The organism is Bifidobacterium callitrichos DSM 23973, assembly GCF_000741175.1.
Classification (GTDB): domain Bacteria; phylum Actinomycetota; class Actinomycetes; order Actinomycetales; family Bifidobacteriaceae; genus Bifidobacterium; species Bifidobacterium callitrichos.
Window position 1 is genome coordinate 23,528 of sequence record NZ_JGYS01000006.1, and the last position, 24,317, is coordinate 47,844.

The window sequence follows — 24,317 nt, forward strand, 5'->3', positions numbered from 1 at the left end:
GTCAGCCGACCAACTGGTCGACTGCTACAGCGATTGGAGATACTGCCCGAGATGCGGCACGGCGAATTCAAGCTGCCCGTGTCCGGCAGACCGGATGAGTCGGTCCTTGATGAGTGCCGCGCGGTACTTGCTCACCCAGCTGCGGCTGCGTTTGGTGCGTTCCGCGATGTCCCCGACCTGCGTGGGGTCGGGGACATCCTTCGCCATGGCCTTGAGGAACAGTCGCTCCGCACTGGTGGTTCCGTCCATGGCGGGAGCGCAGACGGCGTCGTCGAAGGCGAGTTTGGCATCCGCCGCGCCGGTCGCGATGTCCGAAGCGGTGATGACGTCGGAGTGACGTCGCTGCGCGGACTGCCACATGTAGTAGCCGACAAGCTGCACCATATACGGATATCCGTCGGAAAGCCTCGCCGCTTCGCGTGCGTCGGGCTCGCTGACGGTCTTGCCCGAATCCAAAACGGTCTCCAGAAAGGCGTTCCTGACGTCCGGCAACGGCACGTTCTCCAGTTCCCGTCGCAGTGCGCGGCGCAGGAAGGTGGTCACTTCGTTGTCCAGCAGATCGTTGAGCATGTATGGCAATCCCGCGAATACGATGGCGACGCCCTTCTTGTCGGCGTCGGGGACGTCGCTTTCATCGGCATCGGTGATGACATGCTGTACGGCGGTGGCGATCGCGACCAGATCCTCGTGTGCGGCGGCCTGCGTCTCGTCGATGGTGATGAGGATGCCTTTGCCTTTGCCGATCTTCCTGGAGTTCAGGCGTCTGTTCAATGCATTGCGCAGGGTGAGCGGATTGGATTCCGCGGAGAATCGTGCCTGGCCGAGACTCGCGGTTGCGATGCCTGCGATTCCGATTGACGGGCTGATGTCGGCCTGATCCAGTCGCATGCCGGTGGGGGAGAGAGTGGCTATAAGTCGTGCGACGAGGCCTGTGGACGCGGTTTCCGCGATGACCTCCCAATGTCGTGCCTTGGCTATGCGTCGGAATTCCGTCAGCATGACGGTTTTGCCGAAGCCACGTTGCCCGGTGATCAGCATGATGCGTCCCGGAGCGCCGACTCCGTTGTCAAGCGCCTCCGAGAAGTCGTCGATGATCGGCTGCCGTCCGATGAGGATCGGCGGCATCTTGCCGGCAGTCGGTTTGAACGGATTGATGGATGGCATGACGGAGTCTCATTCCTTCTTGGAAGCATTGCTGATGCGGTTTCGTATTGCCGTTGCATCTTCCTTCAGTATATGCGAATACGTACCAAGTTACACGAATGCGTACCAAAGTACACGAATGTACACTATTGCGTACCATCTTCCACCGGTACGCGTCAGCGGATGCGTATCGGACGTCCGTGTGGCGAAAACCGGCCGGGACGCCTACGCTTGGCACTGTCACCGTTTCGACGAATGAAGGGAGCAGCCATGGCGCTGTATCGTAATCTGGGACCGTTCTCCACCACCGCGATCGGCCACGGCGAGATGCCGCTGACCATCGAGAACAACCGTGGGCATGACGTCGGCATCGAGACGCTGCACGCCTCGCTCGATGCCGGATGCCGCCACATCGACACCGCGTGGGCGTACTACACGCCGGGCGAGGAGGAGCAGACCGGCGAGAAGCTGGTGCGCGAGGCGCTCGCCACATGGAAGGGCCCGAAGAGCGAGGTCACCGTCGCCACGAAGATCGGCCTGCGCCGCGTCTGGGGCGAGCACGGCGAGCCGCTGTGGCCGCGCGACGGCAAGCCCGAGCACCTCATCGAGTACGGCAAGCAGTCCGCGCTGGCGCTCGGCGTCGACACGATCGACCTGCTCTACCTGCACCGCCACGATCCGGAGGTGCCGTACAACGAGTCGATCGAGGCGCTCAAGCAGCTCGTCGACGAGGGTGTGGCGCGCGTGGCCGGCGTCTCCAACGCCTCGATCGAGCAGATCGACATCGCCCGTTCGATCCTGGGGGACAAGCTCGTCGCCGTGCAGAACCAGTACTCGCCGATCCACCTCGACACGCAGGACACGCTTGACTACTGCGCCAAGCTCGGTCTCGCGTTCGTGTGCTGGAGCCCGCTCGGCGGCTACCGTCACCCGTACGACGAGTCGAAGTTCGACCCGTTCCGCGAGGTCGCGGCCGCCCACGGCGTCAGCTACCAGCAGGTCGTGCTTGCGTGGGAGCTTGCCAAGGGCGATCATATGTTCGTCATCCCCGGCGCCCACCGCCCCGAGACGATCCTCGACTCCCTCAAGGCCGACCAGCTCGAGCTCTCTCCGGACGAGCTCGCCAAGCTCGGCTGATTTCCGTCTCCCTCGCCCCCACGTCACACGAGATCGGCCAGCACCTGCGCCGCCCCGGCGAACTCCTCCGGGGTGGTGTAGACGTAGCTCAGACGCAGCGCGTTGTTGCCTCGGAAGTCGTAGATGTCTCCGGGGTTGAGCAGTATGCCGTGATCGATCGCCCGCTGGAACAGGCGTCCCATATGCACCGGCTCATCGAACGTGAGCCAGATGTAGAAGCCGCCGCGCGGCACGTTCCAGTGGGCGCGGCCGGCGAAGAGGCGGTCCAGCGTCTCCAGCGCGGCGTCGCGACGCCGGCGCAGTTCGGCGCACAGCGACTCCAGATACTCCGCGTACAGGCCGGAGTCGAGGAACCGCGCGAACACCCACTGGCTCAGCGTGCTCGCGCCGTAGTCCATCTGCATCTTCACGTCGGCGAGACGATGCACGATGCGCTCGTCCGCGCACACCCAGCCGATTCTCAGCCCCGGCGCCAGCGCCTTCGACGCGCTGCCCACCGTGATCACCATGCCGTTGTCGTCCAGCGCGGCGAGTGAGCGCGGCGTCGGCCCCTCGAAGACGAGGTCCTGATACGCGCAGTCCTCGATGATCGGCAGACGATGCTCCGTGCAGGCGGCGAGAAGCGCACGCCGTCGTTCCTCGGGCATCGTGATCCCCGTGGGATTGTGATTGGTGGGAATCGTGTACAGCACCGCGTCGCCGTGGTCGGTGGCCTGATCGGGTTGAGCGTCGGCGCGATCGTCGCCGTGTCATCTCCGAGTAGCTTCCCCAGCGCATTCACGTCGAGTCCCCGCCCGTCCATCGGCACGCCGGTCAGCCGCATGCCGGCCGACTGGAACACCTGCAGCGACTTGATGTAGCTCGGTGCCTCCGCGTACACGGTGGATCCTGCCGACAGCAGGCTCACCGAGATCATCTGCAGACCCTGCAGCGCTCCCGAGGAGACGAGTATTCGCTCGGGTCGGCAGTCGACGCCCCATTCGCGCATGTGCGCGGCGATCGCCTCGCGCAGCACGTCCAACCCCTCCGGTGGCGGATAGCCGAGCGAATCGATCCGGTCGGCGGCCTCGCGTGCCACGCGCCGCCACATGTCACGCGGGAAGAGCCGCGGGTCGAGTTCGCCGGTGCCGAGTCTCGTCTTCGTATGGTCGAATTCCAGACGGTTGATGGTCTGGATCGTCGTGTTGTTCGCCTTGAAGAAGCCGGAGGAGACGTAGTCGGCCCAATCGGGCGCGCCCGGCAGCATCAGCGACCACGTGTTGCTCACAATGCGCGTGCCGCCGCCGCGCCTCCCCTCGACGATGCCGTAGTCGGCGAGCTCCTCGACGGCCGCGATGACCGTGGACCGGTTCACGCCGAAACGCTCCGCCATTGCGCGCTGACTGGGCAGGCGCGAGCCGATCGGCCAGGCGCCCGAGGAGATGCGCTCGCACATGAAGTCGACGATCTGTTCGGTGACGGGCCTGCCGGACGTGCGATCCGGAGCCCAGTCGATGTCGAGTGGTGCGCTGCGTGCCATCCATACTCCTTTGGCTGGGTTGCATGTGGTGTTCTTGGCTGGTTGTCAAGTGTAATGCGCTGCGTAGGATATGGCAATGGTATTGGAATATGGCGGATTTCCGTTCGAGGCATCCGCAAGGAAGAGTTCACTCGAAGTTTATTTGGCTGGTTTGGCTGGGTGTGTATGGTCCAGCCAAACATGAAGACGTGGGGAGAGTAGACGATGGGCCTGTACATTCAGGGACTGACGATGGGATTGGCGTACATCGCGCCGATTGGCATGCAGAATCTGTTCGTCATCAATTCGGCGCTAACGCGCACGCGGCGCAACGCCCTCATCACGGCGCTCATCGTCATTTTCTTCGATATGGCGTTGAGCCTGTCCTGCTTCTTCGGCATCGGCGCGTTGATGCAGGCGAACCCGTGGCTCGAGACCATCGTGCTCGGCCTTGGCGGCTTGGTCGTGATCCGCATCGGCATGGGGCTCGTGCTGCCGAAGCGGAAGCGGAATGATGCGGCCGGGGCCGAACCCGTTTCGGCCGCCGCCCCGGCCGACCAGTCGGCTCCGTCCAAGCATCTCGGCATGCGCGGCCTGCTCGACACCATCGGCACCGCCTGCGCGGTCACCTGGTTCAACCCGCAGGCGATCATCGATGGCACGCTGATGCTCGGCGCGTTCGCCGCCACGCTCAACGCCGGCCAGACCACGCCGTTCATCACCGGCGTTGAAACCGCCTCCGTACTGTGGTTCCTCGGCGTCACCCTCGTCGTCAACGCGTTCGCGCACAAGTTCAGCCCGAAGGTCATCGACGTGCTCAACCGCGTGTGCGGCGGCGTCATCACCCTCTACGGCATCAAGCTGCTCGTCGACTTCGCGCTTGCCGTCCTGTGAAGCATCCCCGCGCGTCGCGGGGCCTGTTCGCGCCTTGTCGGGCTAGCTCCGCAAACATCTGCGCCGTCCCAAAGGAGTTCCTAGTATCCTGCGCCGTAAGTTCATTGTTGAATTGACCGCTCCTCAGGCCTGCTTCAGGTCTGCTTCGCGGTCTGGCTTGTCCTGAGATTACGGACGCGCTGCGCGCGTCATGCTGGGTCGCCTGTCGGCCCCGACGTTGCCTGCAAACGGTGAAACTGTTTTTTCACGGTGACGTTTGGCCAACGGCGACGCCCCGACAAGGGGAGATGGGATGAGACCAGCGAATTTCCGGTGGAGGTGCTAGACACTCGGCCGCGCCATCGCAGACCGACTCAATTGTGTGTGTCGCCGGGCCGCGCCACCTCAGTCATGCCGTCCGGCCACGCCTCGGCTGTGCCGTCCGGCCATACTGTCCAGTTGTGCTGCAGCTGTGCCGTCCGGCTGTGCTCTGGCTGTGTCGTTCAACGCATTTTTCAGTGTTTTTGGCGTTGAGCGGCACGACGATACGTCATTGCTGCCTCGCCGACTTTTTGACATGTTGTCAAAATGGCTGTTTTCCAACGATTCCGCAATGGCCGGTATCGCAAGGACCGCCCCTGTCGCCGATGTGTCTGCCGTTCAACGCGAAAAACCACCGAAATCGCGTTGAGCGGCACGGTTTTCTGCCGCTCAACGAACATCAACCGATTGACATGCACTGAGTGGCAGCCCCATCGCGACTCATCGCGCATTCATCCTCGATTCACCCTAATCGACGTATCGGCCCCTACGGAATCAAACGTTGTCGCCACTTCCCACCACCCCCTCAACGCCGGATCCTACAGGATCGGACGAAGTGTGTGTTCAATAGAAAGTGGGCCGTATGGGCGTGCGGAAAGGCTCCGAAGCAGGCCCGAGGGGGCGGCCAATTCAACAACGAACTTCCAACGCAGGATACTAGGGCGGCACAGATGCTGGCTCACGTACAGGGCGTATCTTCTGTGAAGTTAGATTCTTTCGTTGTTTTTCTTGCGATCCTTTATAGCTCTTTTTTATTAATGCTTCTTAAATGCTTTTATAAAAGCGTAAACTACTATGCCGATAATGCTGAATGCCATTATGCCGATAACGGCTTCTCCTATTAAAGCTCCCATAATATGCCTCATTGATACCTTGAAGAACAGATATTGTCATAACCGACAACGGCGCATTGCAAATACAACATGCCTCCTCCTCCGGCTGTCGTGGAGTAGATCCAAGTCATTTTTGCTGTCGTAGAATTATGCGTTAGGGTGACTTCTGATGGGATGAATGGTGGTAGCATCGCGACATAAGGACTATCTGCAGCCGTCACGCGATTGTTTGTTACCGTCACCCAAAAGCTTGCGTGGTCAGTCACTGTGGTTCGGTGTATCTTTGCTCGTCTTGAGCTGCGTGTGGAATCGGGCGATACTTCAAGTTGCCATATGACCGTCTCTCCATTGGGATCGTAGGTGGTGGCGATTAGTGGTTGGCCTGATTGAAGCAGATTGATGTTTTTAAATACTACTGTTCCATCAGTGCTGCTTATCGCTTGTGCCTGAATATGGTCGTTGCGATACTCTGTAGCGTTAGCTGAAGTAGGCACTGTGCAGATGGTTGCTAGCATAAAAAGTGTGACAAAAAAAGAAATATAACGATGCATTTTGTTCTCCTTTGAGCACATTTCTATTATATGTGCATAACGGTGAGATGTCAACGCCGACGCATACACCGCTACACCGTTCTCGCTACACTGTTGGGGTGATGAACGAGGACATGAGTAAGAATCTGCATATGCGCCGCAAGCCCGAGGTGCTCGCCCCGGCCGGAAACCTGCGCGGGCTCAAGACCGCCGTCGACTACGGCGCCGACGCCGTCTACTGCGGCGGCAAGGCCTTCGGCATGCGCTCCGCCCCGAAGAACCTGAGCCTGGAGGACTTCGAGGAGGGTGCCCGCTATGCGCACGAGCGCGGATCGCGCGTCTACGTCACCCTGAACGTACTGCCCCGCAACGCCGAGGTCGAGGCGATGCGCGACTACATCGGCCAGCTGAAGGACACCGGCATCGACGCGATGATCGTCACCGACATCGGCGTGATGATGATGGCCCATCAGATCGCCCCCGACGTCGAACTGCACGTCTCCACGCAGGCCGGCGTCACCAACTACGGCGCCGCGCAGGCCCTCTACGAGTTCGGCGCGCGCCGCGTCGTGCTCGCGCGCGAGATGGATCTTCAGGCCGTGCGCGACATCCGCGCCCGCATCCCCGACGACATGGACATCGAATGCTTCGTCCACGGCGCGATGTGCATGGCGTTCTCCGGCCGCTGCCTCTTCTCCAACTATCTGACCGGCCGCGACGGCAATCACGGCGAATGCGCCCAGCCCTGCCGCTGGAAGTACTCGATCGTCGAGGAGAAGCGCCCCGGACAGTACTTCCCGATCGAACAGACCGAGGAGGGCGCGTACCTGTTCAACTCGCAGGACATGTGCATGCTCGAGCACATCGACGATCTCATCGACTCCGGAGCGACGAGCCTCAAGATCGAGGGCCGCTCCAAGTCCGCCTACTACATCGCGGCGATGACCAACGCGTACAAGACCGCCGTCAACGAGTACATGGTCCAGCGCGGCTTCGAAACCGCCGACGGCACGGTGCTGCAGCCGTTCCGCGATCGCGTGATCCGCGAGGGCGATCCCGACTACGCCGCCTCGATCGGCGAGACGCCCGATCAGATCGAACGCGACGCCGACAAGGCGTTCGCCGGCGTGCCCGGAGGCGACATCGGGCTGGAGTTCGCGGGCGATGCCGCGCCGACCGCGCCGACAGTGCCGACCGAGGACGCCGCGGCCCGTTCCGCCGGCGGCGCCGAACTCGACGAACTGAGCTACAAGGCCCGCTCCGCACGCCGCAAGTCGAACACGCGCGAGGAGGTGCTGCCCGAAGGCTGGCATCACGCGAAGGTCCGCCCCGCCGAACACGTCACCCTGCCCGACTGGCTGCTCGACGAGCCGGACAAGGTCGCCCACCGCGACTACTCCACCGGCTTCTACTACCCGGAGCACAAGGTCACGCAGAACACCAACCGCTCCGCCTACTTCCGCGCGTGGATGGTCGTCGGCGAGGTGCTCTCGTGGAGCCCGGAGCGCGGCGGACGAGTCACCATCATGAGCCGCAACAAGATCGAACCCGGTCAGCTCGTCGAATTCGTGCTGCCCGGCGAGCCTCCGCTCGTCTACACCGTGCCGGCCCGCGGACTCGAGGACACCGACGGCGTGCCGGTCTCGGCGATCAACAACCCGGCGCACGTGTTCTCGCTGCCCTGCCCGCACGAGGTGCCGGACAACGCCGCCATCCGTTCGCGCACGAAGCATCCGACCCTCAAGGCCGAATAGCCCCGCATCCATCATCGCCAAGACTTCGACTGACTTCGACCGTAAGGAGAACCCACATGAGCGAATACGACGATACGATCATCGACTCCAACAAGATCAGCTCCACCGACCGCGACGGCCGTCCGATCCCGGTGACCATCCCGATCGCGCTCGCCCCCGGCGTGACCGTCGTCTACACCACCCGACTCGGCGGCCTGAGCACCGGCGACTACGGCAACCTCAACCTGGGCGGCAAGTCCGGCGACGACCCGGAGGCCGTGCTGTCCAACCGCGTGGCCCTCGCCGAGGCGATCGGCGCCCGACTCTCGCTCGTCTCGCAGGTCCACTCCGGCATCGCCGTCGACGTGGACAGCGCCTTCGAGATCAACACCCCGTTCGGCTTCGACGTCTCCGGCACGAATCATACGGGCGATGCCGCCGACTCCGCCGCGCCGCAGGTCAAGGAGGCCGACGGACAGGTGACCACGCGCACCGGCATCGCCCTGGGCATGTTCGCCGCCGACTGCCTGCCCGTGCTCATGGCAGACCCCGAGGCCGGCGTGATCGGCGCCGCCCACTGCGGCCGCCGTGGTCTCGAGAAGGGCGTGATCGGCGCGACCGTCGACCTGATGAAGCTCAAGGGCGCCGATCCGAACCGCATCGTCGCCACGCTCGGCCCCCGCATCTGCGGAGACTGCTACGAGGTCGGCGACGAGATCGCCGACACGTTCGAGAAGCGCTTCCCGCTGACCCGGACCACGACCCGTTTCGGCGGCGCCGGCATCGACATCGCCGAAGCCGCGATGATCGACCTCGCCTTCGCCGGCGTGAGCCACGTCGTCGATTCGATGCCGCGCGTCCACGCCGCCACCGAATACCTCGAGGAGGATACGGAGCTCGCCGAACTGTGCCGCACCGACGGCGAGGGGCCGGCCGAGCTCGCCGAACGCATCGGCGCGATCAACCACTCGATGTGCACCCTCGAGAACCCGCTGTGGTACTCCCACCGCCGCGCCTCCAAGGCCGGCAAGACGCACGAGGGGCGCCTCCTCGCCCTCATCGTGCGTCACTAGTCACCGGTTGCCCTCGCGGCCGGCCCCTACCGGTACAGCTCCTTCGCCAGTTCGATCAGCGTCTTGTCCGAACCGGCGGGGCCGATGAGGCATGCGCCGCATGGCAGGCCGTCGGCGGTCTCCAGCGGGATGTTCACCGCCGGCAGACCGCCGACGCCCGCGATCGACGTGAGCCGCAGCGTCTGGGCGCGCGCATGCTCGACCATCGTCACATCCCCGTTGTTGACAAGGAACGGCGCCACCGACGAGGCCGACGGGATGAGCAGCGCATGCCGTCCGATGATGCCGCGCACCAGCGTACGCGCCTGTTCGAGACGCGTACGCCCGCGTCTGTAGTCGTCCTCGCCGATCGTCGCATCATGGCGGAACCGCTCGGCGATCTCCGGAGCCGGCGAGTCCCAATGCCTCGAGATCCACGCGCCGTTGGCACGCCACGCCTCGAACCCGCGCACGACCTGGAAGATCGCGAGCAGCTCGTCGAGCATGTTCGGCGTGATGCCGGCGTTGTCCACCTGTTTGCCGCTCTTGCGCAGCGCCATGTCGCGGAACGCCTCGAACGCCTCGCGCACATCGTGCTCGGCGAGAGGATCGAGGTCCGTCGCGATCGCGAGCCCGTCGATCGCGTCTCCCGATTCGCGATCCGGCATCAGCGCGCGGGCCACGAATCCCAGCGTCTGCGCGTCGCGCGTCATCCAACCGACCGTGTCGAACGAGTCGGACAGCGGATGGATGCCCCTGCGGCTGATGCGGTCATGCGTCGTGCGAATACCCCACAACCCCTGATATGACGCGGGAATGCGGATCGAACCGGCGGTGTCCGTGCCGAGACCGATCTGCGCCTGACCAAGCGCCACGGCCGACGCCGGACCGGACGACGAGCCGCCGCTGATGCGGTCCGGGGCCTTCGGATTCGGCGGCGTGCCGTAATGCACGTTCGCTCCGGCCAGCGAATACGCGAACTCGTCCGTCTGTGCGATGCCGACGATCGACGCGCCTGCGTCGCGCAGCATATCCACCGCGTCGGCGTTCGTCTCGCACACGGGAGAGTCGGCGAGGAAATCGGGATTGCCTGCGCCGATGCGCTGCCCGGCGACGGCGTAGAGATCCTTGACCGCGACGCCCATGCCGCTCAACGGACCCTGCTTGGCCGCGGGCATCAGCGGAGTTCCCGCCACGCGCCACACGCGCCGATCCAGCGCGGGAGCGGGGTAGGTCAGATGCGCGGCGACGATCCGCCACGCGCCCGGCACGCCCGACGCATCGCGCGCGCCGCGACGGGTGTCCTGCGCACCTGCCGTCCCGGCGGCCTCGCCGTGGATCCGCATCCACACCTGCGTCTGGATCACCTTGCCGCCGGCGACCTTGTCGAACTCGGAGACGACGACCGCATTGTCCGCATCCAGCTGACGCGCCACGCGCCGGTGCAGTCTGCGGGCGGGAGCGCCGCCGCGCTTGGCGCGGAACGCGGTGATCGCATTGTGTCCCACGCGCATGCCCGCACCATCCGAGCGCACGACCGGAATGTCGTCGGGATTGTCCGCGAAGAGTTCGGAAAGCGTATCCGTGTCGTTCGCCATCAGCGCGCGCTCGTAGCGTTCGATCGCCGTGCGCAGCGCCGGGTCGAGCGTCTCCGCATTGTCGAATGCGGGCGCGCTCGTGGCCTTGGAAGCCGAAATCGCCATCACTGTCTCCTCATGTCGATGCGTACTGATTCAGCCGTGAACGATCCGATCGCGGCGATCGCCTCATCGTATCCGGGGCAGTCGCGGAACATCGTAAGATCCACGAGTCCGTGCGCTCCCTTGACGATGTCGACCGCCTGCGTCACGTCGAAGTCGACCGCCGCCGACAGCAGCAGATACGCCTGATGGCGCGGCAGGCCGAACAGCGTCGAAACCATGTCGATCGTGTGCTCGACGCTCTGTTTGAGCGCGTCGTCGAGCGTGTCGCCGAGACCCAGCGGAATGAGCGCGCCGTGCGCCACCGCGAACGGCAGATCGGTGCGGCCGAACAGCGACTTCGCGCGCGCCGCCGGCACGACCTCGACATGCAGCGTGGCCCTCAGGGAGGCCTCGAGCGCCGTCAGCGCCACCTCGCCGTTGCCTTGCGCGAAGTGCGGGTCGCCGACGTACAGGCCCGCGCCCTCGACCTGCACAGGCAGGAACAGCGTCGCGCCCTCGGTCAGGTCGTTCAGGTCGATGTTGCCGCCGAACTCGGCCGGCGGGATCGAGCTCGGCCGCGTTTCGCAGGCCGTCGTCACGCCCGTGATGCCAAGGAACGGCCGCATCGGGAACCGCACGATCGGGCCGTTCTCGGCGGATGGGGAGACGCGGAACCAAGCGGTGCCCGTCTCCTCGTCGGCACGGCAGAACTGGCCGTAATCGCCGTCGAAGTCCGTGCTGTTCGCGAGCACGCCGCGCGCGTGTCGGGTCGAGATCACGCCGTAGGGCACGCGCGGCTCGAGCTTGACGATCGAGACGGCCAGCAGATCGCCGGGATGCGCGCCGGGCACACGGATCGGGCCGGTGACCACATGCGGGCCGTCGGCGTCAGGATCGCGCGGCACCTCGCGCACGATCGCCGCCGCGTCATCGAGCACCTCGTCGGCCGGCACGCCGTGCGAGCCGAAATAGGCGATCGGATCACTGCCCTGGTCCGGCAGCAGCCCCTCATGACTCACCGTGTCGATGACGATGCTGCCGCCGGATTCGACCTCGCCGACCACGCGACCGGAGGATGCCATGTCGCCGCTCGCGGGCAGACGTCCCCACAGCACGTGGTCGGGGGTCGACGCCACATAGTTCGCGTCCGCCGGCACGTCGACGCCGGTCTGCAGAATGCGTGTCATATCGCTCCTCGCCCTTTCAGAACCGTTCGGAACCGTTCAGAACCGTTCGGAATCGGACGGTGCCGGTTCCTCCGCCGTGTACGGCCGGCGAATCAGATTCGCCGGATCGCCGGCCTCGCTGAAGTCATCCGGATGCACCGTCACCCCGCCGATCATCGTACGGCTGATGACGCCGTCGAGCACGCGGCCGTCGAACGCGCTGATCGGATTGCGGCTCAGCAACTCGTCCGCATGCACGGTGAACCGCTCGTCCGGCCTGATGACGACCAGATCGGCGCGCATGCCCGGCGCGATCGCACCGCGATCATGGAATCCGGCGAAACGGGCCGTGTTCTCGCTCATCCAACGCACCGCGTCGGCCAGCCCCAATCCACGACGCTTCGCCTCGGTCAGCACCGCGCGGAACCCGACCTGCAGGCTGGAGACACCGCCCCACGCCTTCGCAAGACCTCCGGCCTTCATCGCGGCGGTCGCGGGCGAATGGTCGGTCGCGATGAAATCGAGCGTTCCGTCGACGAGCCCGGCCCACAGGGCATCCTGCTCGTCGAGGCTACGGATCGGCGGACAGCATTTGAACGCCGTGTTCCCGTCGGGGATGTGATCGCAGTCGATCGTCAGATAATGCGGACAGGTTTCGGCCGTGATCGGCAGACCCTTGGCCTTGGCCTCGCGGATCACATCGAGGGACGCGCCGCAGGAGATGTGCAGCAGATGCGTGCGGCACCCGGTGCGTTCGACCGCCTCGACGACCTGCGCCACCGCGTGCGCCTCGCACTCGGCGGGACGCGAGTCGGCGAAACTGCGATACGAGTCGGTCACATGTCCGCCGTGCGCGGCGAGCTCGCGCGGATCCTCGGCGTGGATGATGAGCTGGCCACCGAAGGACGCGATCTCGCGCATCGCCGCCTCCAGCTTCGGGTAGGCGAGCGAACCGTACTCGTCGACGCCGCTGGGGGAGAGGAAGCATTTGAATCCGAACACGCCCTCATCCCACAGGCGCTTCAACATGCCGGTGCCGAGATTCGTCTCGTCGACGCCGCCCCAGAAGCCGAGCTGCGTGTGCGCCTTATGCTCGGCGCAGGCCTTCTTCACGTTCAATGCATCGACGGTCAGCGTCGGCGGATTCGAGTTGAGCGGCATGTCGAGCACGGTCGTCACCCCGCCCGCCGCGGCCGCGCGGGTCGCATGGTCGAAGCCCTCCCATTCGGTACGACCCGGCTCGTTGATGTGCACGTGCGTGTCCACGATGCCGGGGATGAGCACCTCGTCGTCGGCGAGGGTGATCGTCTCGCGGGCGTCGACGGGAGCGATCGCGTTGCCGGACGCGTCGGCCGCGGAATCGCCCGCACCGTCCAATCCACGGCCGCGCGTCACCGAGACGATCCGTCCGTCGTTCACCAGCACGGTGCCGTTCACCACGACCCCGCCGAGCAGCATCCGGCCGGTGATCTTCAGGTCGACGTCGTTCATTCCGTTCATCCCGCTCATCTCACGCCTCCATCGCCAGCACGACGTCCGCGTTCAGCGCCGCGGACCGGGCTTCGGCCTCATCGGCCGCCGCACGCAGTCGCGTTGCCACGTTCTCGATCGCATGCGCGAACGCGTCGGCGCCGTACGCCACGTCGTCCTCGCGCACCGATTCGAGCGGACTGTGGCTGATGCCGCCCTTGCATCGCACGTACAGCATCGCGATCGGCAGCAGCCCGGCCACGGCCATGCCGTCATGGCCTGGATAGCTGATCAGTCCGAACGCCTCCTTGCCCTCCGACTGTTCGATGCCCTCCTCGATGCAGGATCGCAGGAACGGGTCGCACTGCGCGCTGTCGGCGGTGTGGATGCACTCGCGATCCATCGTCACGTGATAGCGCTCGCACACGTCGGCGGCCATATCCCAGATTTTCGCGAACGTCTCGTCGCGCAGCTCGTCGGTACCGGCTCTGAGGTCGAGGCTGAACGTCGCCTTGCCGGCGATCACGTTGACGCCGCCCGGCTCGGCGCTGATCTCGCCGACGTTCGCGCGTGTGCCCGCCTCGCGGCTGATGCGGTCGATGCCGGTGATGATCTCGGCCGCCGCGGTCAGCGCGTCGTGACGCAGATCGTACGGGGTGGCGATATGGCAGCTCAGGCCGTGGATCGTCACCATGTAGCGCGATGCGGCGGCGATCGAACTGACGGACGAGAGCGCGCGATCCCTCTGCTCGAGGATCGGCCCCTGTTCGATATGGAACTCGAGATAGCCGATCGCGTCCTCGGTGGTGTGCGCCGCCTCGGCGACGCGTTCCGGGTCGAGACCGAAGTCGCGGAACGCCTGTCGCATCGTGATGCCGTCCGCGTCGGTCAGATCGAGCCACTCGTCGTTCCAGCCGCCGCCGAGCGCGTAGGAGCCGAGCAGCGTCGCGCCGAATCGTGCGCCCTCCTCGTCGCCGAATCCGACGACCTCGAGGGCGAACGGCAGCGTCGCGGTCGCTCCGGACTTCACCAGATGCTCCGCCACGGACAGCGCCGTGATCACGCCGAGGATGCCGTCGTACTTGCCGGCGTCGGGCACCGAATCGAGGTGGGAGCCGAGTATCAGTGCGGGCAGTCCGTCGCGCTCGCCTTCGGCGCGGCCGCGCAGGTTGCCGGCCGGGTCGATGCTCACCTTGAGTCCGGCGTTCCTCATCCAGCCGCCGACCAGTTCGAAGGCCTTCGCCATCTGCGGTGACAGATATGTGCGTTCGATGCCGTTCTCCATGCTGGTCAGTGTGGCCAGCTGATCGCACCGGTCCATGATCGTCCGGGCCGCGTCCTCGGCCCACTGCGCTGCGCTCATTTGATTGCCTCGGTTCAGTTGCGTGTGATGTGTGATTGTTTCGATTACTCGCCGTAGACTTCGAGTGCCGCCTCGATGCCCTTGTCGGTGCTCACCTTGACGCCGTTGCGTTCGAGCACGTTGCCGAGCGCCGCCGCGCAGGTCAGGACCGCGTCCTTGCGCGCGTTGACGCCCATCACGCCGATGCGCCAGATCGTGCCCTTGAGTGGGCCGAACGAGGAGGCGATTTCGACGGAGAAGTCGTTGAGCAGCTGCGCGCGGATGGCCGCATCGTCCACGCCTTCCGGGATGACCACGCCGACCACGTCGTTCATGCGGTGAGACTGGTCGCCGTACAGCTTCAGGCCCATGCCCTCGATGGCGGCCGACATCGCCCTGCCGTTGAGCGCATGGCGTGCGATCGCGTTGTCGATGCCCTCCTCGCACACGATGCGCGCGGCCTCGTGCACGGCGTACAGCGCATGCGTGGCCTCGGTGTGGTGGTTCAGGTGGCGCGGACCCCAGTAGTCGAAGATCTGCGCCATGTCGAAGTAGTTGCTGTGGATGCGATCCTCGTCCGGGGCGATCTCGCCGGCGTTGGCGACGCCCGCCTCGATGCTGCGGCGCTCGTTGATCACCTCGACCGCGCGGTCGGACACCGTGATCGGCGCGGAGCCGGACGGGCCGCCGAGGCACTTCTGCATGCCGGTGGTGACGATGTCGAGTCCCCACGCGTCGGCCTGCATGTCGTTGCCGACCAGGCTCGCGGTGGCGTCGGTGTAGAGCAGCGCGCCGTACCTGTGGCAGATGTCGCCCAGGCCTTCGAGCGGCTGGCACATCGTCGTGGAGGTGTCTCCCTGGACCGTGGCGACGAGCTTCGGCTTGACCTCCTTGATCGCCTCCTCGATCTCGGCGAGCGTGAACACCTCGCCCCACGGGCGTTCGATGACGTGCACGTCGGCGCCGGCGCGTTCGGCGATCTCCTTGAGCAGCATGCCGAATCGGCCGGCGCAGCACACGAGCACAGGGTCGCCGGGCGCGAGCACGGAGACCAGCGCCGCCTCGATGGCGGAGCGGGAGGTGCCGTCGACGACCATCGTCTGCTGGTTGCGGGTCTTGAAGATGGTGCGGAACATCGCCTGCACCTCGCCCATCACCTTGAACATGTACGGGTCGAACTGGCCGACGGTGGGCTTGCTCATCGCGGTCAGGACGCGCGGATCCACGTTGACCGGGCCGGGCGCCATGAGTAGGCGGTGCGGCGGGTTGACGGGCTTGATCTTGGACGTGTCGATGGTCTCTTCGGTGGTGACTGACATATCGCTCATCTCCTTGGCGGGAATCCTCGGTGAGGATGCGGTTCGTGTTCCTTGGGGCGGGTCCGTGCATGGTTTCCATTCATCGGACCCCGTCGTGATGAAAATTATTTCAGCACTGCCCCAATTCTGAAATTTTTCATTCATGTTAACGTGAGTTTTCGCGATACGGGGTGACGGGGCGCGGATGGGACGTCCGTTCTCCGTTGTGAACGCCTCCGCACTCAACGGAATCGGACGCCGAAAGCCGGATTCGAGCCCGTTTGCCGTGGGCTGGGTTGGATCCTGGTGGGAAATGGACGCAAAGAAACCGATAGGCGTCCGTTTCCCGCCAGAGCTTGGATGCTGTTGGTGGGAATCGGACGCCTATGGTGTGATCAGGAGCGGATGGGGTGAACGGGCATCACGCGGTTTCGTATGCCGGGTTTTCGACAGCGGCCTTCCCGCGGCGGGCGGCCTTGTCGGCGGCGAAGACTCGCGTCATCTTCTCGTGGTCGAGATCGCCCTCCCAGTTGGCCACCACGAAGGTCGCCACGCAGTTGCCGAGCAGGTTGATGAACACGCGCATCGAATCCATGATGCGATCCGCGCCGAGCAGCAGCGCCACGCCCGAGACCGGGAAGATACCCAATGCGGTCGCCGTTGCGGACAGGGCGAGGAACGCTGAACCGGGGACACCGGCCATGCCCTTGGAGGTGAGCAGCAGCACGCCGATCGCGACCAGCTGCTGGCCGAGGCTCAGATGCACGCCGAACGCCTGCGCGAGGAACAGCAGCGAGGTGGACAGGTAGATCGCCGCACCGTCGAGGTTGAACGAGTATCCGGTCGGCACCACGAGACCGGCCACACCGCGCGGGGCGCCCGCATCGATGAGCTTTTCGATGATCTGCGGCATCACCGCCTCGGTGGATGCGGTGCCGAGCGCCGTGCCGAATTCGGAGCGCGCGTAGGAGATGAAGGATCCGAGCGGCACGCGGGCGAAGACCCATGCGATGAGGAACAGGATCGCGGCGAAGCAGACCGCGGCGCCGTAGCAGGCGGCGATGAGCTTGGCGTACTGGCCGAGCGTGCCGATGCCGTACTGGCCGATGATGTACGCCATCGCGCCGAATGCGCCCAATGGCGCCACGCGCATGATCCAACGCATGATGGTGAAGATCACGGTCAGACCGGCGTCCATGACGTCGAGCAGCGGCCTGACCTTCTCCTGGCCGACGGCGACGACCGCAAGACCGGCGAACACGGAGAACACCAGCACCTGCAGAATGTTGTTGTTGGCCAGAGCGTCGAAGATGCTCGACGGCAGTGCGCTCAGCACGAACGCGGAGAACGACGTCGTGGCGCTCGCCCCGTTGGTCTTGGCGTCAAGCGCGGAGGTGTCCAGAGAATTCGGGTCGATGTTGAGTCCGGCTCCCGGTTGGACGAGGTTGCCGGTGATCATGCCGAAGACGATCGCGAACGTGGAGACGGCGAGGAAGTAGAGCAGCGCCTTGCCGCCCACGCGCCCCACGGCCTTGATATCGCCCATGCGCGCGATGCCGGTGATGACGACCAGCAGGATCAGCGGCGAGATCACCATCTTGATGAGCACGATGAACGCGTCGCCCAGCAGCTTCACCTGTGCGGCGAATGACGGCCAGAGCATGCCGACGACGATGCCCGCGACGATCGCGACGACGAGCTGGAAGAACAGGGATTCGGCGATCGCCCTGATCGTGGCGCCGATGGAGGCGCGCGGGTGGCCGGGGCCGTTGCCGGACCCGCCGGGGCCGCCGGTTGCAGTGCGGGATGCGATTGGTGCGGATTCCTTGACTTGTCCGATGGTGATGGCTGTCATCGTGCGCTCCTTGGCTGTATGGGTGAGCTCTCTGCGGGCTCTGTGATGGTGGAAGATGTTGGAGGTGCCCTCAGTCGCGGGTGAAGGGGGAGAGGAGGCCGACGACCTCCTTGGCGGGCGGGGTGGCGAACTCCTCGCGTTTGGAGGTTTTCGCGCCGATGTGGACCATTGCCTCGACGAGGGAGGCGGCCGCGGCCACGCCGTCGATCACCGGCAGGCCGAGTTCCGACTGCAGTCGGGCGCACATGCCGGCCATGCCGGCGCATCCGAGCACGATCGCATCGGGCGAGGCGTCGGCGATCGTGCGCTCGCATTCGGCCCTGAGCGCCGCATACGCGCTCTCGGGGTCCTCGTCGAGTCCCAGCACCGGCACCTCGCATGCGCGGTAGGCGACGCATGCGCGCGTGAAGCCGTATTCGTCGACCAGATCGCGCGCCCGCCCGAGCGTGCGTCCGAGCGTGGTGACGATCGCGAACGACCGTCCGAGGAAGCTTGCCGCATGGAACGCGCCCTCGGCGATGCCGATCACCGGGCCCGAGGCGAGTTCGCGCGCCGCGTGCAGGCCCGGGTCGCCGAAGCAGGCGAGTACGTATCCGTCGCATCCGTCGGCCTCGCCCTTGCGGACCTCATCCATGACGCCGACGGCGGCCAACGCCTCGTCCGCGTGCGATTCGATCGACACCGGTCCCATCGTGGGGCTGACCGCCTCGATCTCGACGTCCGACGAGACGGATGCTCGTGCCGCCGCCTCGATCGTGCGGGTCATGGACCACGTGGTGTTCGGATTGATGACCTTGATCCTCATGGGATGCCCCCGTTCAGTCCTTGATCGCCGCGCCGTCGTTGACGCTCGGATCGTCTGCGGCCAGCGGCACCATCTGCGGGCACTTGGCCTCGAGCAGCGCGAAGAACAGGAATCCGAGACCGGCGCCGATGAACCAGCTGAAGTTGGACAGCCAGGTCACGTCGATGACGCCCATCTGCTTCAGAGGCGAGGGCAGCACGGCGCAGACGATGGACGGCACGCCGGCCAGCACGATCGCGAGCACCGCGTTCGGGTTGAATCCGTTGCGGTACCAGTAGCGGCCGCGCGGGTCCATCGTGAACATGTCATCGACGGCGATGCGCTGGTGGGAGACCACGAAGTAGCCGGCCACGAGGATGCCGAACAGCGGTCCGATGAGCGATCCGAGCAGATCGAGGGTGTAGTGGATGGTCTGATCGTTCGAGTACCAGTTCCACGGGGTGATGATCACGGAGCCGACCGCGGCGATCATACCGCCGGTGCGCCAGCTGATCTTGCGCGGGTTGACGTGCGAGAAGTCGAAGGCGGGGGAGACGAAGTTCGCCACGATGTTGATGCCGACGGTCGCCACCACGAACGTGAGTCCGCCCAGAAGGATCGCGAACGGGGTGTCGATGCGCTCGACGGTCTTGATCGGGTCGGTGATGAGCTCGCCGAACACCGGCACGGTGGCGGAGGCGCACACCACGGTCAGCAGGGAGAAGACGAGGAAGTTGATCGGCAGACCCCAGAAGTTGCCGCGCTTGACCGCGCCGTAGGTCTTGCCGTAGCGGGAGAAGTCGCCGAAGTTGAGCATCGGGCCGGAGAAGTAGGAGACGACGAGCGCGATGGCGGTGATCATCACCGGAATGGACTCCATGAAGCCCATCGGCCTGCCGCTGGAGAGGTTCAGATCGATGGCGCCGAGACCGCCGGCACGCGCCACGAGGTAGATCGCGAGGATGAACATGACCGCGTAGACCAGCGGGCCGGCCCAGTCGATGAACTTGCGGATCGTGTCCATGCCGGTCCAGAACACGCATGCCTGCGCCACCCACAGAATGCCGTACGAGATCCAGCCGAGGGCCGACAGGCCGAGGAACGAGTAGTCGGTGGCGAGCGGCTGGACCGCCGGAATGAACTTGAGGAAGATGATGTTGAGCGACTCGCTGGCCAGGTAGGTCTGCACGCCGTACCAGGCGACCGCGATGATGCCGCGGATGATCGCCGGGATGTTCGCGCCCTTGACACCGAACACGAAGCGCATCGTCACCGGGAACGGCACGCCGGCGCGCTGGCTGGGCTTGGCGATCAGGTTGACGAGCGCCTGGACGATGACGATGCCGACGATCAGGGCGATGAACACCTGCCAGCTGGCGATGCCGAGCGCGAACAGGCTGCCGGCGGTCACGTAGCCGCCGACGGAGTGCACGTCGGACATCCAGAACGCGAAGATGTTGTACCACGACCACGTCTGGTGCTTGAGCGGCGCGAGGTCGGCGTTGGCCAGCCTCGGATCGTATCCGTCCTTGATGATGGTGGCGTCGTCCGGTTCTACGGGTTCCGGTACCGGCGGCTCCTTGACTTGTCCGATGGTGATGGCGGTCATCGCGTGCTCCTTACGTTCTGTGGTCGGCTGTGGTTTTCGACCTGCCATCATTAACGGAAATTAATATTTCACTTCCGCCGATCCGAAAATTTCGTTTTCTTTTCCGCATGCCCGATTTGGAAACCCGCATGACACATACCGTCCCGAGAAGCCTGATTCAGGACTCGAAACCGCCCCATCCGTTTACCCTGGGGAAACAATCATCCGAAACAGTGTGATTCATGACCGCTGAAATCCATCTTTCAGACCCCGATGCCACGTCCGGCGTAACGTCCGACGCAACACCCGGCGCGTCGAACGACGTGTCCGCCGTCGACCGCATCCGGCGGACCTTCGACGAGCTCACCGCCACCGAGCAGGAGGCCGCGCGATTCATCCTCGGCCACCTGACCGACGTGCTCGTGTGCAATTCGGCCGAACTCGCCGAACTGAGCGGCGTCTCCCAGCCGACGATGAGCCGCCTGTACCGCAAGCTCGGCTACGCCAACGCCGGCGAGTTCCGCCGTGACGTGCGCCGCTTCCACCAGCCCGGATCGCCCGAACTCGCCAGCGTCGGCGAGGACGACGAAGCCGGCGGGCTCGTCGCCTCGCATATGGACCGCGAGCTCACCGCCGTGCGACGCACCTTCTCCAGACTCGACGAGACGTCCATACGTCAGGCGGCCAAGGCGATCGTCGACGCCCGCCGCGTGTGCGTCATCGGACTGAGAAACGGATATCCGATCGCCCTGCATCTGCGCGAACAGCTCATCCAGCTGCGCGCCGACGTGCGCGTCCTGCCGCAGCCCGGCCAGTCCATCGCCGAGGAGATCGTCGACTACGGACCTGCCGACGTCGCGATCGTCATCGGCGTGCGCCGCCGCCCCGCGACGTTCCCCGCCCTCGTCGCCGCGCTCGCCGACGCCCGGGTGCCGATGATCGTCATCGGCGACGCCACCGTGCGCTCGTCACTGCCCGCGTCCGCCCCGCCGATCACCGTCCTCGAGGCCGACCTGAGTTCGCACGTGCTCTCCAGCTACACGGCAGCCTTCGCGCTCGCCGCCCTGCTGGTCGATGCCGTCTCCGACTGTCTGCCGGCCGAGGAGTCGGCCGCCCGCATCAGCGCGATCAATCGCCTGTTCGACGACATGGGCGAACTGGAGTCGTCCCCCCGCCGTCGCCAGTAGCTTCCGTTGTGAATTCATTGATGAATCGACTGCCTCTCAGACCTGCTTCGCGGGCCGGCTCGTCGTGCAATTACGGACGCGCTGCGCGCGTGTCTTGTCGGTTTGCATGTTGCCTGCAAGCAGCTTCTCCGTTTGCTCCATGGCAACGTCCCGACAGGGGTGGGGTAACGCCCTGGCCAACAGCAACGTCCTGACAAGGGGAGCTGGGAATGAGGCCAAATGCACTTCCGACGCGAGGTGCCAGACACTCGGCCGCGCCATTACAGGCTGACTCAATTGCGCCGCCCGGCCGCGCCTCCCGGTCGCACCCCCTGCTGTGCTGCCGGCTGTGCCTCCATCTGTGCCTCCATCTGTGCCGCTCAACGCATTTTTCAGTGTTTTTGGCGTTGAGCGGCACGACGATACATCATTACCGCCTCACCGCCTTTTTGACACATTGTCAAAATGGCTATTTTCCAACGATTCCGCAATGGCCGGTATTCCAAGAACTGCTCCTGCCGCCGATGCGTCTGCCGCTGAACGCGAAAAACCGCCGAAATCGCGTTGAGCGGCACAGTTTTCTGCCACTCAACGAACATCAACCGATTGACGTGCGCTGAGTGGCAGACTTGTCACGCGTTCATCCCTGATCCGCCCCGGACACCGTATCGGCCCCTACGTGATCGGACGTTTTCGTCATTTCCCCTACCCCTCTCAACGCCGGTTCCTACGGGATCAGACGTAACGGAACAAGAAATGCGGGTTATTGCAACGGATTCTACAGTATCGGACGTTTTCCCCGACCTTGCAAGCTCCCATAACGTCGGATCCTGCGGGATCGGGCATAATGGGGCGGGGAATGTGGGTTGCTGCGGCGGATCCTATGGGGTCGGGCGCAATGGGCTCGGACCGGACTGGACGCTCGGGTTGGATTTGTTTGGCGGGCGGATAGTTGACGCAGGCCTGTGCGACACCTGCGTGACGCAGACCTGGCATCGCACTCCAGAAATTCGCTGGACTCATTCCGGCCCTCTTGTCAGGGCTCCCCTCGTCTGGACGCTGCCATGAAGCAAACGGCGGAGCTGTTTTGCAGGCGAGTCGACATGACGAGCCTGCATGACGCGCGCGCAGCGTGTCCCTTAATCGCAGGACGAACCGGCCCGCAAAGCAGGCCTGAGAGGCAGTCAATTCAACAACGAACGACGCCAGTAGGCCCCCGTGCGCGTACACATTCCGTGCAGACACCGTGAGCCGACTCACACTCGCCCGCCCCTCGTTCTACGGTTGGAGTCATTATGACCGAGAGAGAACAGAATACCCCCGTCCAGTCTGCCCCGGCGCCCGTCGTCGCCGTGGTTCTCGCCGCCGGATTCGGCACGCGATTCGACCCCGACAACCCCAAGCAGCTCGTCTCCGTGGGCGGCAAGCCGATCGTGTGCTGGAGCATCGAGGCGTTCGAGCGCTGCGAACGCGTCACCGACATCGTCGTGGTCGTCAATGAGAAGGTGCGCGCCACCGTCGAGGAGCTGATCGAGGAGGCCGGATACGGCAAGGTCCGCGTCGTCATCGACGGCGGCGCCGAACGCGTCGACAGCACCGCGGCCGCGCTCGACATGCTCGCGCAGGCGGGCATCCCCGACAACGCGAAGATCCTCATCCACGACGCGGTCCGCCCGTTCGTTGCGCCGTCCGCGATCGACGGGTCGATCGACGCGCTCGACCAGTTCAACGCCGCCACCGTCGCGTTCGCGTCCACCGACACGATCCTCCTGACCGAGGATCTAGGCGATCGCAAGGTCGTCAAGGCCGTGCCCGATCGTCCGAACACGTTCCGAGCGCAGACGCCGCAGTCGTTCCGTTTCGCGACGATCCGCCACGCGTACGAACTGGCGTCCGCCGACCCCGACTTCCATCCGACCGACGACACGCGCGTCGTCGTCGACTATCTGCCCGACGAGCCGGTCGCGATCGTCGCCGGCGCCGAGACGAACCTGAAGATCACGACGATGGCCGACATCCCCGTCGCCGAGCGCATCGCCGCCGATCTGACGCACCACATGACCAAGGAGGAGGCCAAGGCCCGCATGCACGCGCTGCTGAGCGGCGCCGCGGCCCAGATGGCACGCAGGTAGCGGCTCGGCACGGGTAGACTTGGTGTCATGCAGCAGCTCAGTGTCGTGATCTCCGGCTTCGATCATTACGATGACGTCCGCGTCAACCCGTCCTACGAGGTGCCCAAGGCATTGGCCGAAAAGGGCGTGGACGGGCTTGACGACGTGGAGCTCGCCATCAGCGCGGTGAGCCTGCCCGTGAGCTTCGCGAAGGCCTGGCCGACCCTGCGCGAGACCATCGAGGCCACGCATCCGAACATCGTCATCGCCACGGGTCTCAAGCACGCGGCCCGCGGTGTGATGCTCGAACGGTGCGCCACGAACCTGATGGACGCCGCCAAGCCGGACGTCGACAACATGACGCCCCGCCGCGCTCCGATCGATCCGAACGGTCCTGCCGCATACTGGACGCGTCTGCCGCTGCGTTCGATCCTCGCCGATTTCACGCGTGACGGCATTCCCGCCACCCTAAGCTCCGACGCCGGCACCTTCGTGTGCAATTCGCTGTTCTACAACCTGCTCAACTGGGCGTCGGGTCAGGACAAGGTGCTCGCCGGATTCGTGAGCTTCCCGCTGATCAACGAATCGCGCCACCCGCAGCACGGTCTGCCGCTGCGCCATCTGGTGACCGCCGGCGCCGACGTCGTGCGCGACAGCGTGCGCTACTATCGCAGACCCACGTCGGGCGACATCCTCATCGCCTGATTTCGGCCTTTCGCCTCCGGTCGAACTAGA

At 65.0% G+C, this 24,317-nt stretch carries 18 protein-coding genes and 1 pseudogene; 8 read left to right on the top strand and 11 right to left on the bottom strand.

What is annotated here, in order from left to right; all coding sequences use genetic code 11:
• Positions 1–24 precede the first annotated feature (24 nt).
• Positions 25–1,164, bottom strand: coding sequence for an ATP-binding protein (locus BCAL_RS04335; RefSeq protein ID WP_043164650.1), 1,140 nt, complete (start codon positions 1,162–1,164; stop codon positions 25–27).
• A 249-nt stretch (positions 1,165–1,413) separates the two neighbouring features.
• On the opposite strand from BCAL_RS04335, the gene BCAL_RS04340 reads away from it, so the two are divergent.
• Positions 1,414–2,280 carry an aldo/keto reductase gene (locus BCAL_RS04340; protein ID WP_043164648.1) on the top strand — a complete coding sequence of 289 codons (867 nt, stop codon included), beginning with the start codon at positions 1,414–1,416 and terminating at the stop codon, positions 2,278–2,280.
• 23 nt (positions 2,281–2,303) lie between these two features.
• Here BCAL_RS04340 and BCAL_RS14000 read toward each other — a convergent pair.
• Positions 2,304–3,799, bottom strand: a pseudogene (locus BCAL_RS14000) (aminotransferase-like domain-containing protein).
• 204 nt (positions 3,800–4,003) lie between these two features.
• Between BCAL_RS14000 and BCAL_RS04350 the strand changes: the two are divergent.
• Positions 4,004–4,672: a LysE/ArgO family amino acid transporter gene (locus tag BCAL_RS04350; RefSeq protein WP_043164644.1), complete on the top strand. Its 669-nt coding sequence runs from the start codon at positions 4,004–4,006 to the stop codon at positions 4,670–4,672.
• Positions 4,673–5,834: 1,162 nt separating this feature from the next.
• Here BCAL_RS04350 and BCAL_RS13120 read toward each other — a convergent pair.
• Positions 5,835–6,356, bottom strand: coding sequence for a DUF5626 family protein (locus BCAL_RS13120; RefSeq protein ID WP_152600308.1), 522 nt, complete (start codon positions 6,354–6,356; stop codon positions 5,835–5,837).
• Between the two features lie 113 nt (positions 6,357–6,469).
• On the opposite strand from BCAL_RS13120, the gene BCAL_RS04355 reads away from it, so the two are divergent.
• Positions 6,470–8,089, top strand: a complete 1,620-nt coding sequence (locus BCAL_RS04355; protein WP_052119019.1) for a peptidase U32 family protein — start codon at positions 6,470–6,472, stop codon at positions 8,087–8,089.
• Between the two features lie 56 nt (positions 8,090–8,145).
• Positions 8,146–9,141: a purine nucleoside phosphorylase YfiH/LACC1 family protein gene (locus BCAL_RS04360; RefSeq protein WP_043164641.1), complete on the top strand. Its 996-nt coding sequence runs from the start codon at positions 8,146–8,148 to the stop codon at positions 9,139–9,141.
• Between the two features lie 26 nt (positions 9,142–9,167).
• On the opposite strand, the gene BCAL_RS12165 is transcribed toward BCAL_RS04360, so the two are convergent.
• From BCAL_RS12165 to BCAL_RS04400, 8 genes are all read right to left on the bottom strand, one after another.
• Complete coding sequence (locus BCAL_RS12165; protein ID WP_052119018.1) at positions 9,168–10,823, bottom strand: AtzH-like domain-containing protein; 1,656 nt, start codon at positions 10,821–10,823, stop codon at positions 9,168–9,170.
• Positions 10,823–11,989 carry an acetamidase/formamidase family protein gene (locus BCAL_RS04370; protein ID WP_081887245.1) on the bottom strand — a complete coding sequence of 389 codons (1,167 nt, stop codon included), beginning with the start codon at positions 11,987–11,989 and terminating at the stop codon, positions 10,823–10,825. Before BCAL_RS04370 ends, BCAL_RS12165 begins: the two co-directional genes overlap by 1 nt.
• 36 nt (positions 11,990–12,025) lie before the next feature.
• Positions 12,026–13,477, bottom strand: coding sequence for an allantoinase AllB (gene allB, locus BCAL_RS04375; RefSeq protein ID WP_081887246.1), 1,452 nt, complete (start codon positions 13,475–13,477; stop codon positions 12,026–12,028).
• 1 nt (position 13,478) lies between these two features.
• Positions 13,479–14,801: a Zn-dependent hydrolase gene (locus BCAL_RS04380; RefSeq protein ID WP_052119017.1), complete on the bottom strand. Its 1,323-nt coding sequence runs from the start codon at positions 14,799–14,801 to the stop codon at positions 13,479–13,481.
• A gap of 44 nt (positions 14,802–14,845) precedes the next feature.
• Positions 14,846–16,108, bottom strand: coding sequence for a pyridoxal-phosphate-dependent aminotransferase family protein (locus BCAL_RS04385; protein ID WP_238549618.1), 1,263 nt, complete (start codon positions 16,106–16,108; stop codon positions 14,846–14,848).
• A 391-nt stretch (positions 16,109–16,499) separates the two neighbouring features.
• A complete protein-coding gene (locus tag BCAL_RS04390) occupies positions 16,500–17,933 on the bottom strand; it encodes a cation:dicarboxylate symporter family transporter (RefSeq protein ID WP_081887247.1) in 1,434 nt (477 codons plus the stop codon).
• A 70-nt stretch (positions 17,934–18,003) separates the two neighbouring features.
• Positions 18,004–18,738, bottom strand: coding sequence for an aspartate/glutamate racemase family protein (locus BCAL_RS04395; protein WP_043164639.1), 735 nt, complete (start codon positions 18,736–18,738; stop codon positions 18,004–18,006).
• A gap of 13 nt (positions 18,739–18,751) precedes the next feature.
• Positions 18,752–20,326, bottom strand: a complete 1,575-nt coding sequence (locus tag BCAL_RS04400; protein WP_043164637.1) for an NCS1 family nucleobase:cation symporter-1 — start codon at positions 20,324–20,326, stop codon at positions 18,752–18,754.
• Between the two features lie 221 nt (positions 20,327–20,547).
• Here BCAL_RS04400 and BCAL_RS04405 point away from each other — a divergent pair, with 221 nt between their 5' ends.
• The 4 genes from BCAL_RS04405 (at position 20,548) to BCAL_RS04420 (ending at position 24,287) form a co-directional block, all read left to right on the top strand.
• Positions 20,548–21,492 (top strand): MurR/RpiR family transcriptional regulator, encoded by a 945-nt coding sequence (locus BCAL_RS04405; protein ID WP_081887248.1) that lies wholly within the window; start codon positions 20,548–20,550, stop codon positions 21,490–21,492.
• A gap of 386 nt (positions 21,493–21,878) precedes the next feature.
• Positions 21,879–22,091 (top strand): hypothetical protein, encoded by a 213-nt coding sequence (locus tag BCAL_RS13125; protein ID WP_152600306.1) that lies wholly within the window; start codon positions 21,879–21,881, stop codon positions 22,089–22,091.
• Positions 22,092–22,766: 675 nt separating this feature from the next.
• The gene (locus tag BCAL_RS04415) at positions 22,767–23,603 is read left to right on the top strand and encodes an IspD/TarI family cytidylyltransferase (protein ID WP_043164632.1); all 837 of its coding nucleotides are present in this window, start codon (positions 22,767–22,769) and stop codon (positions 23,601–23,603) included.
• A gap of 27 nt (positions 23,604–23,630) precedes the next feature.
• Positions 23,631–24,287, top strand: a complete 657-nt coding sequence (locus tag BCAL_RS04420) for a pyroglutamyl-peptidase I (protein ID WP_043164630.1) — start codon at positions 23,631–23,633, stop codon at positions 24,285–24,287.
• Positions 24,288–24,317: the final 30 nt, after the last annotated feature.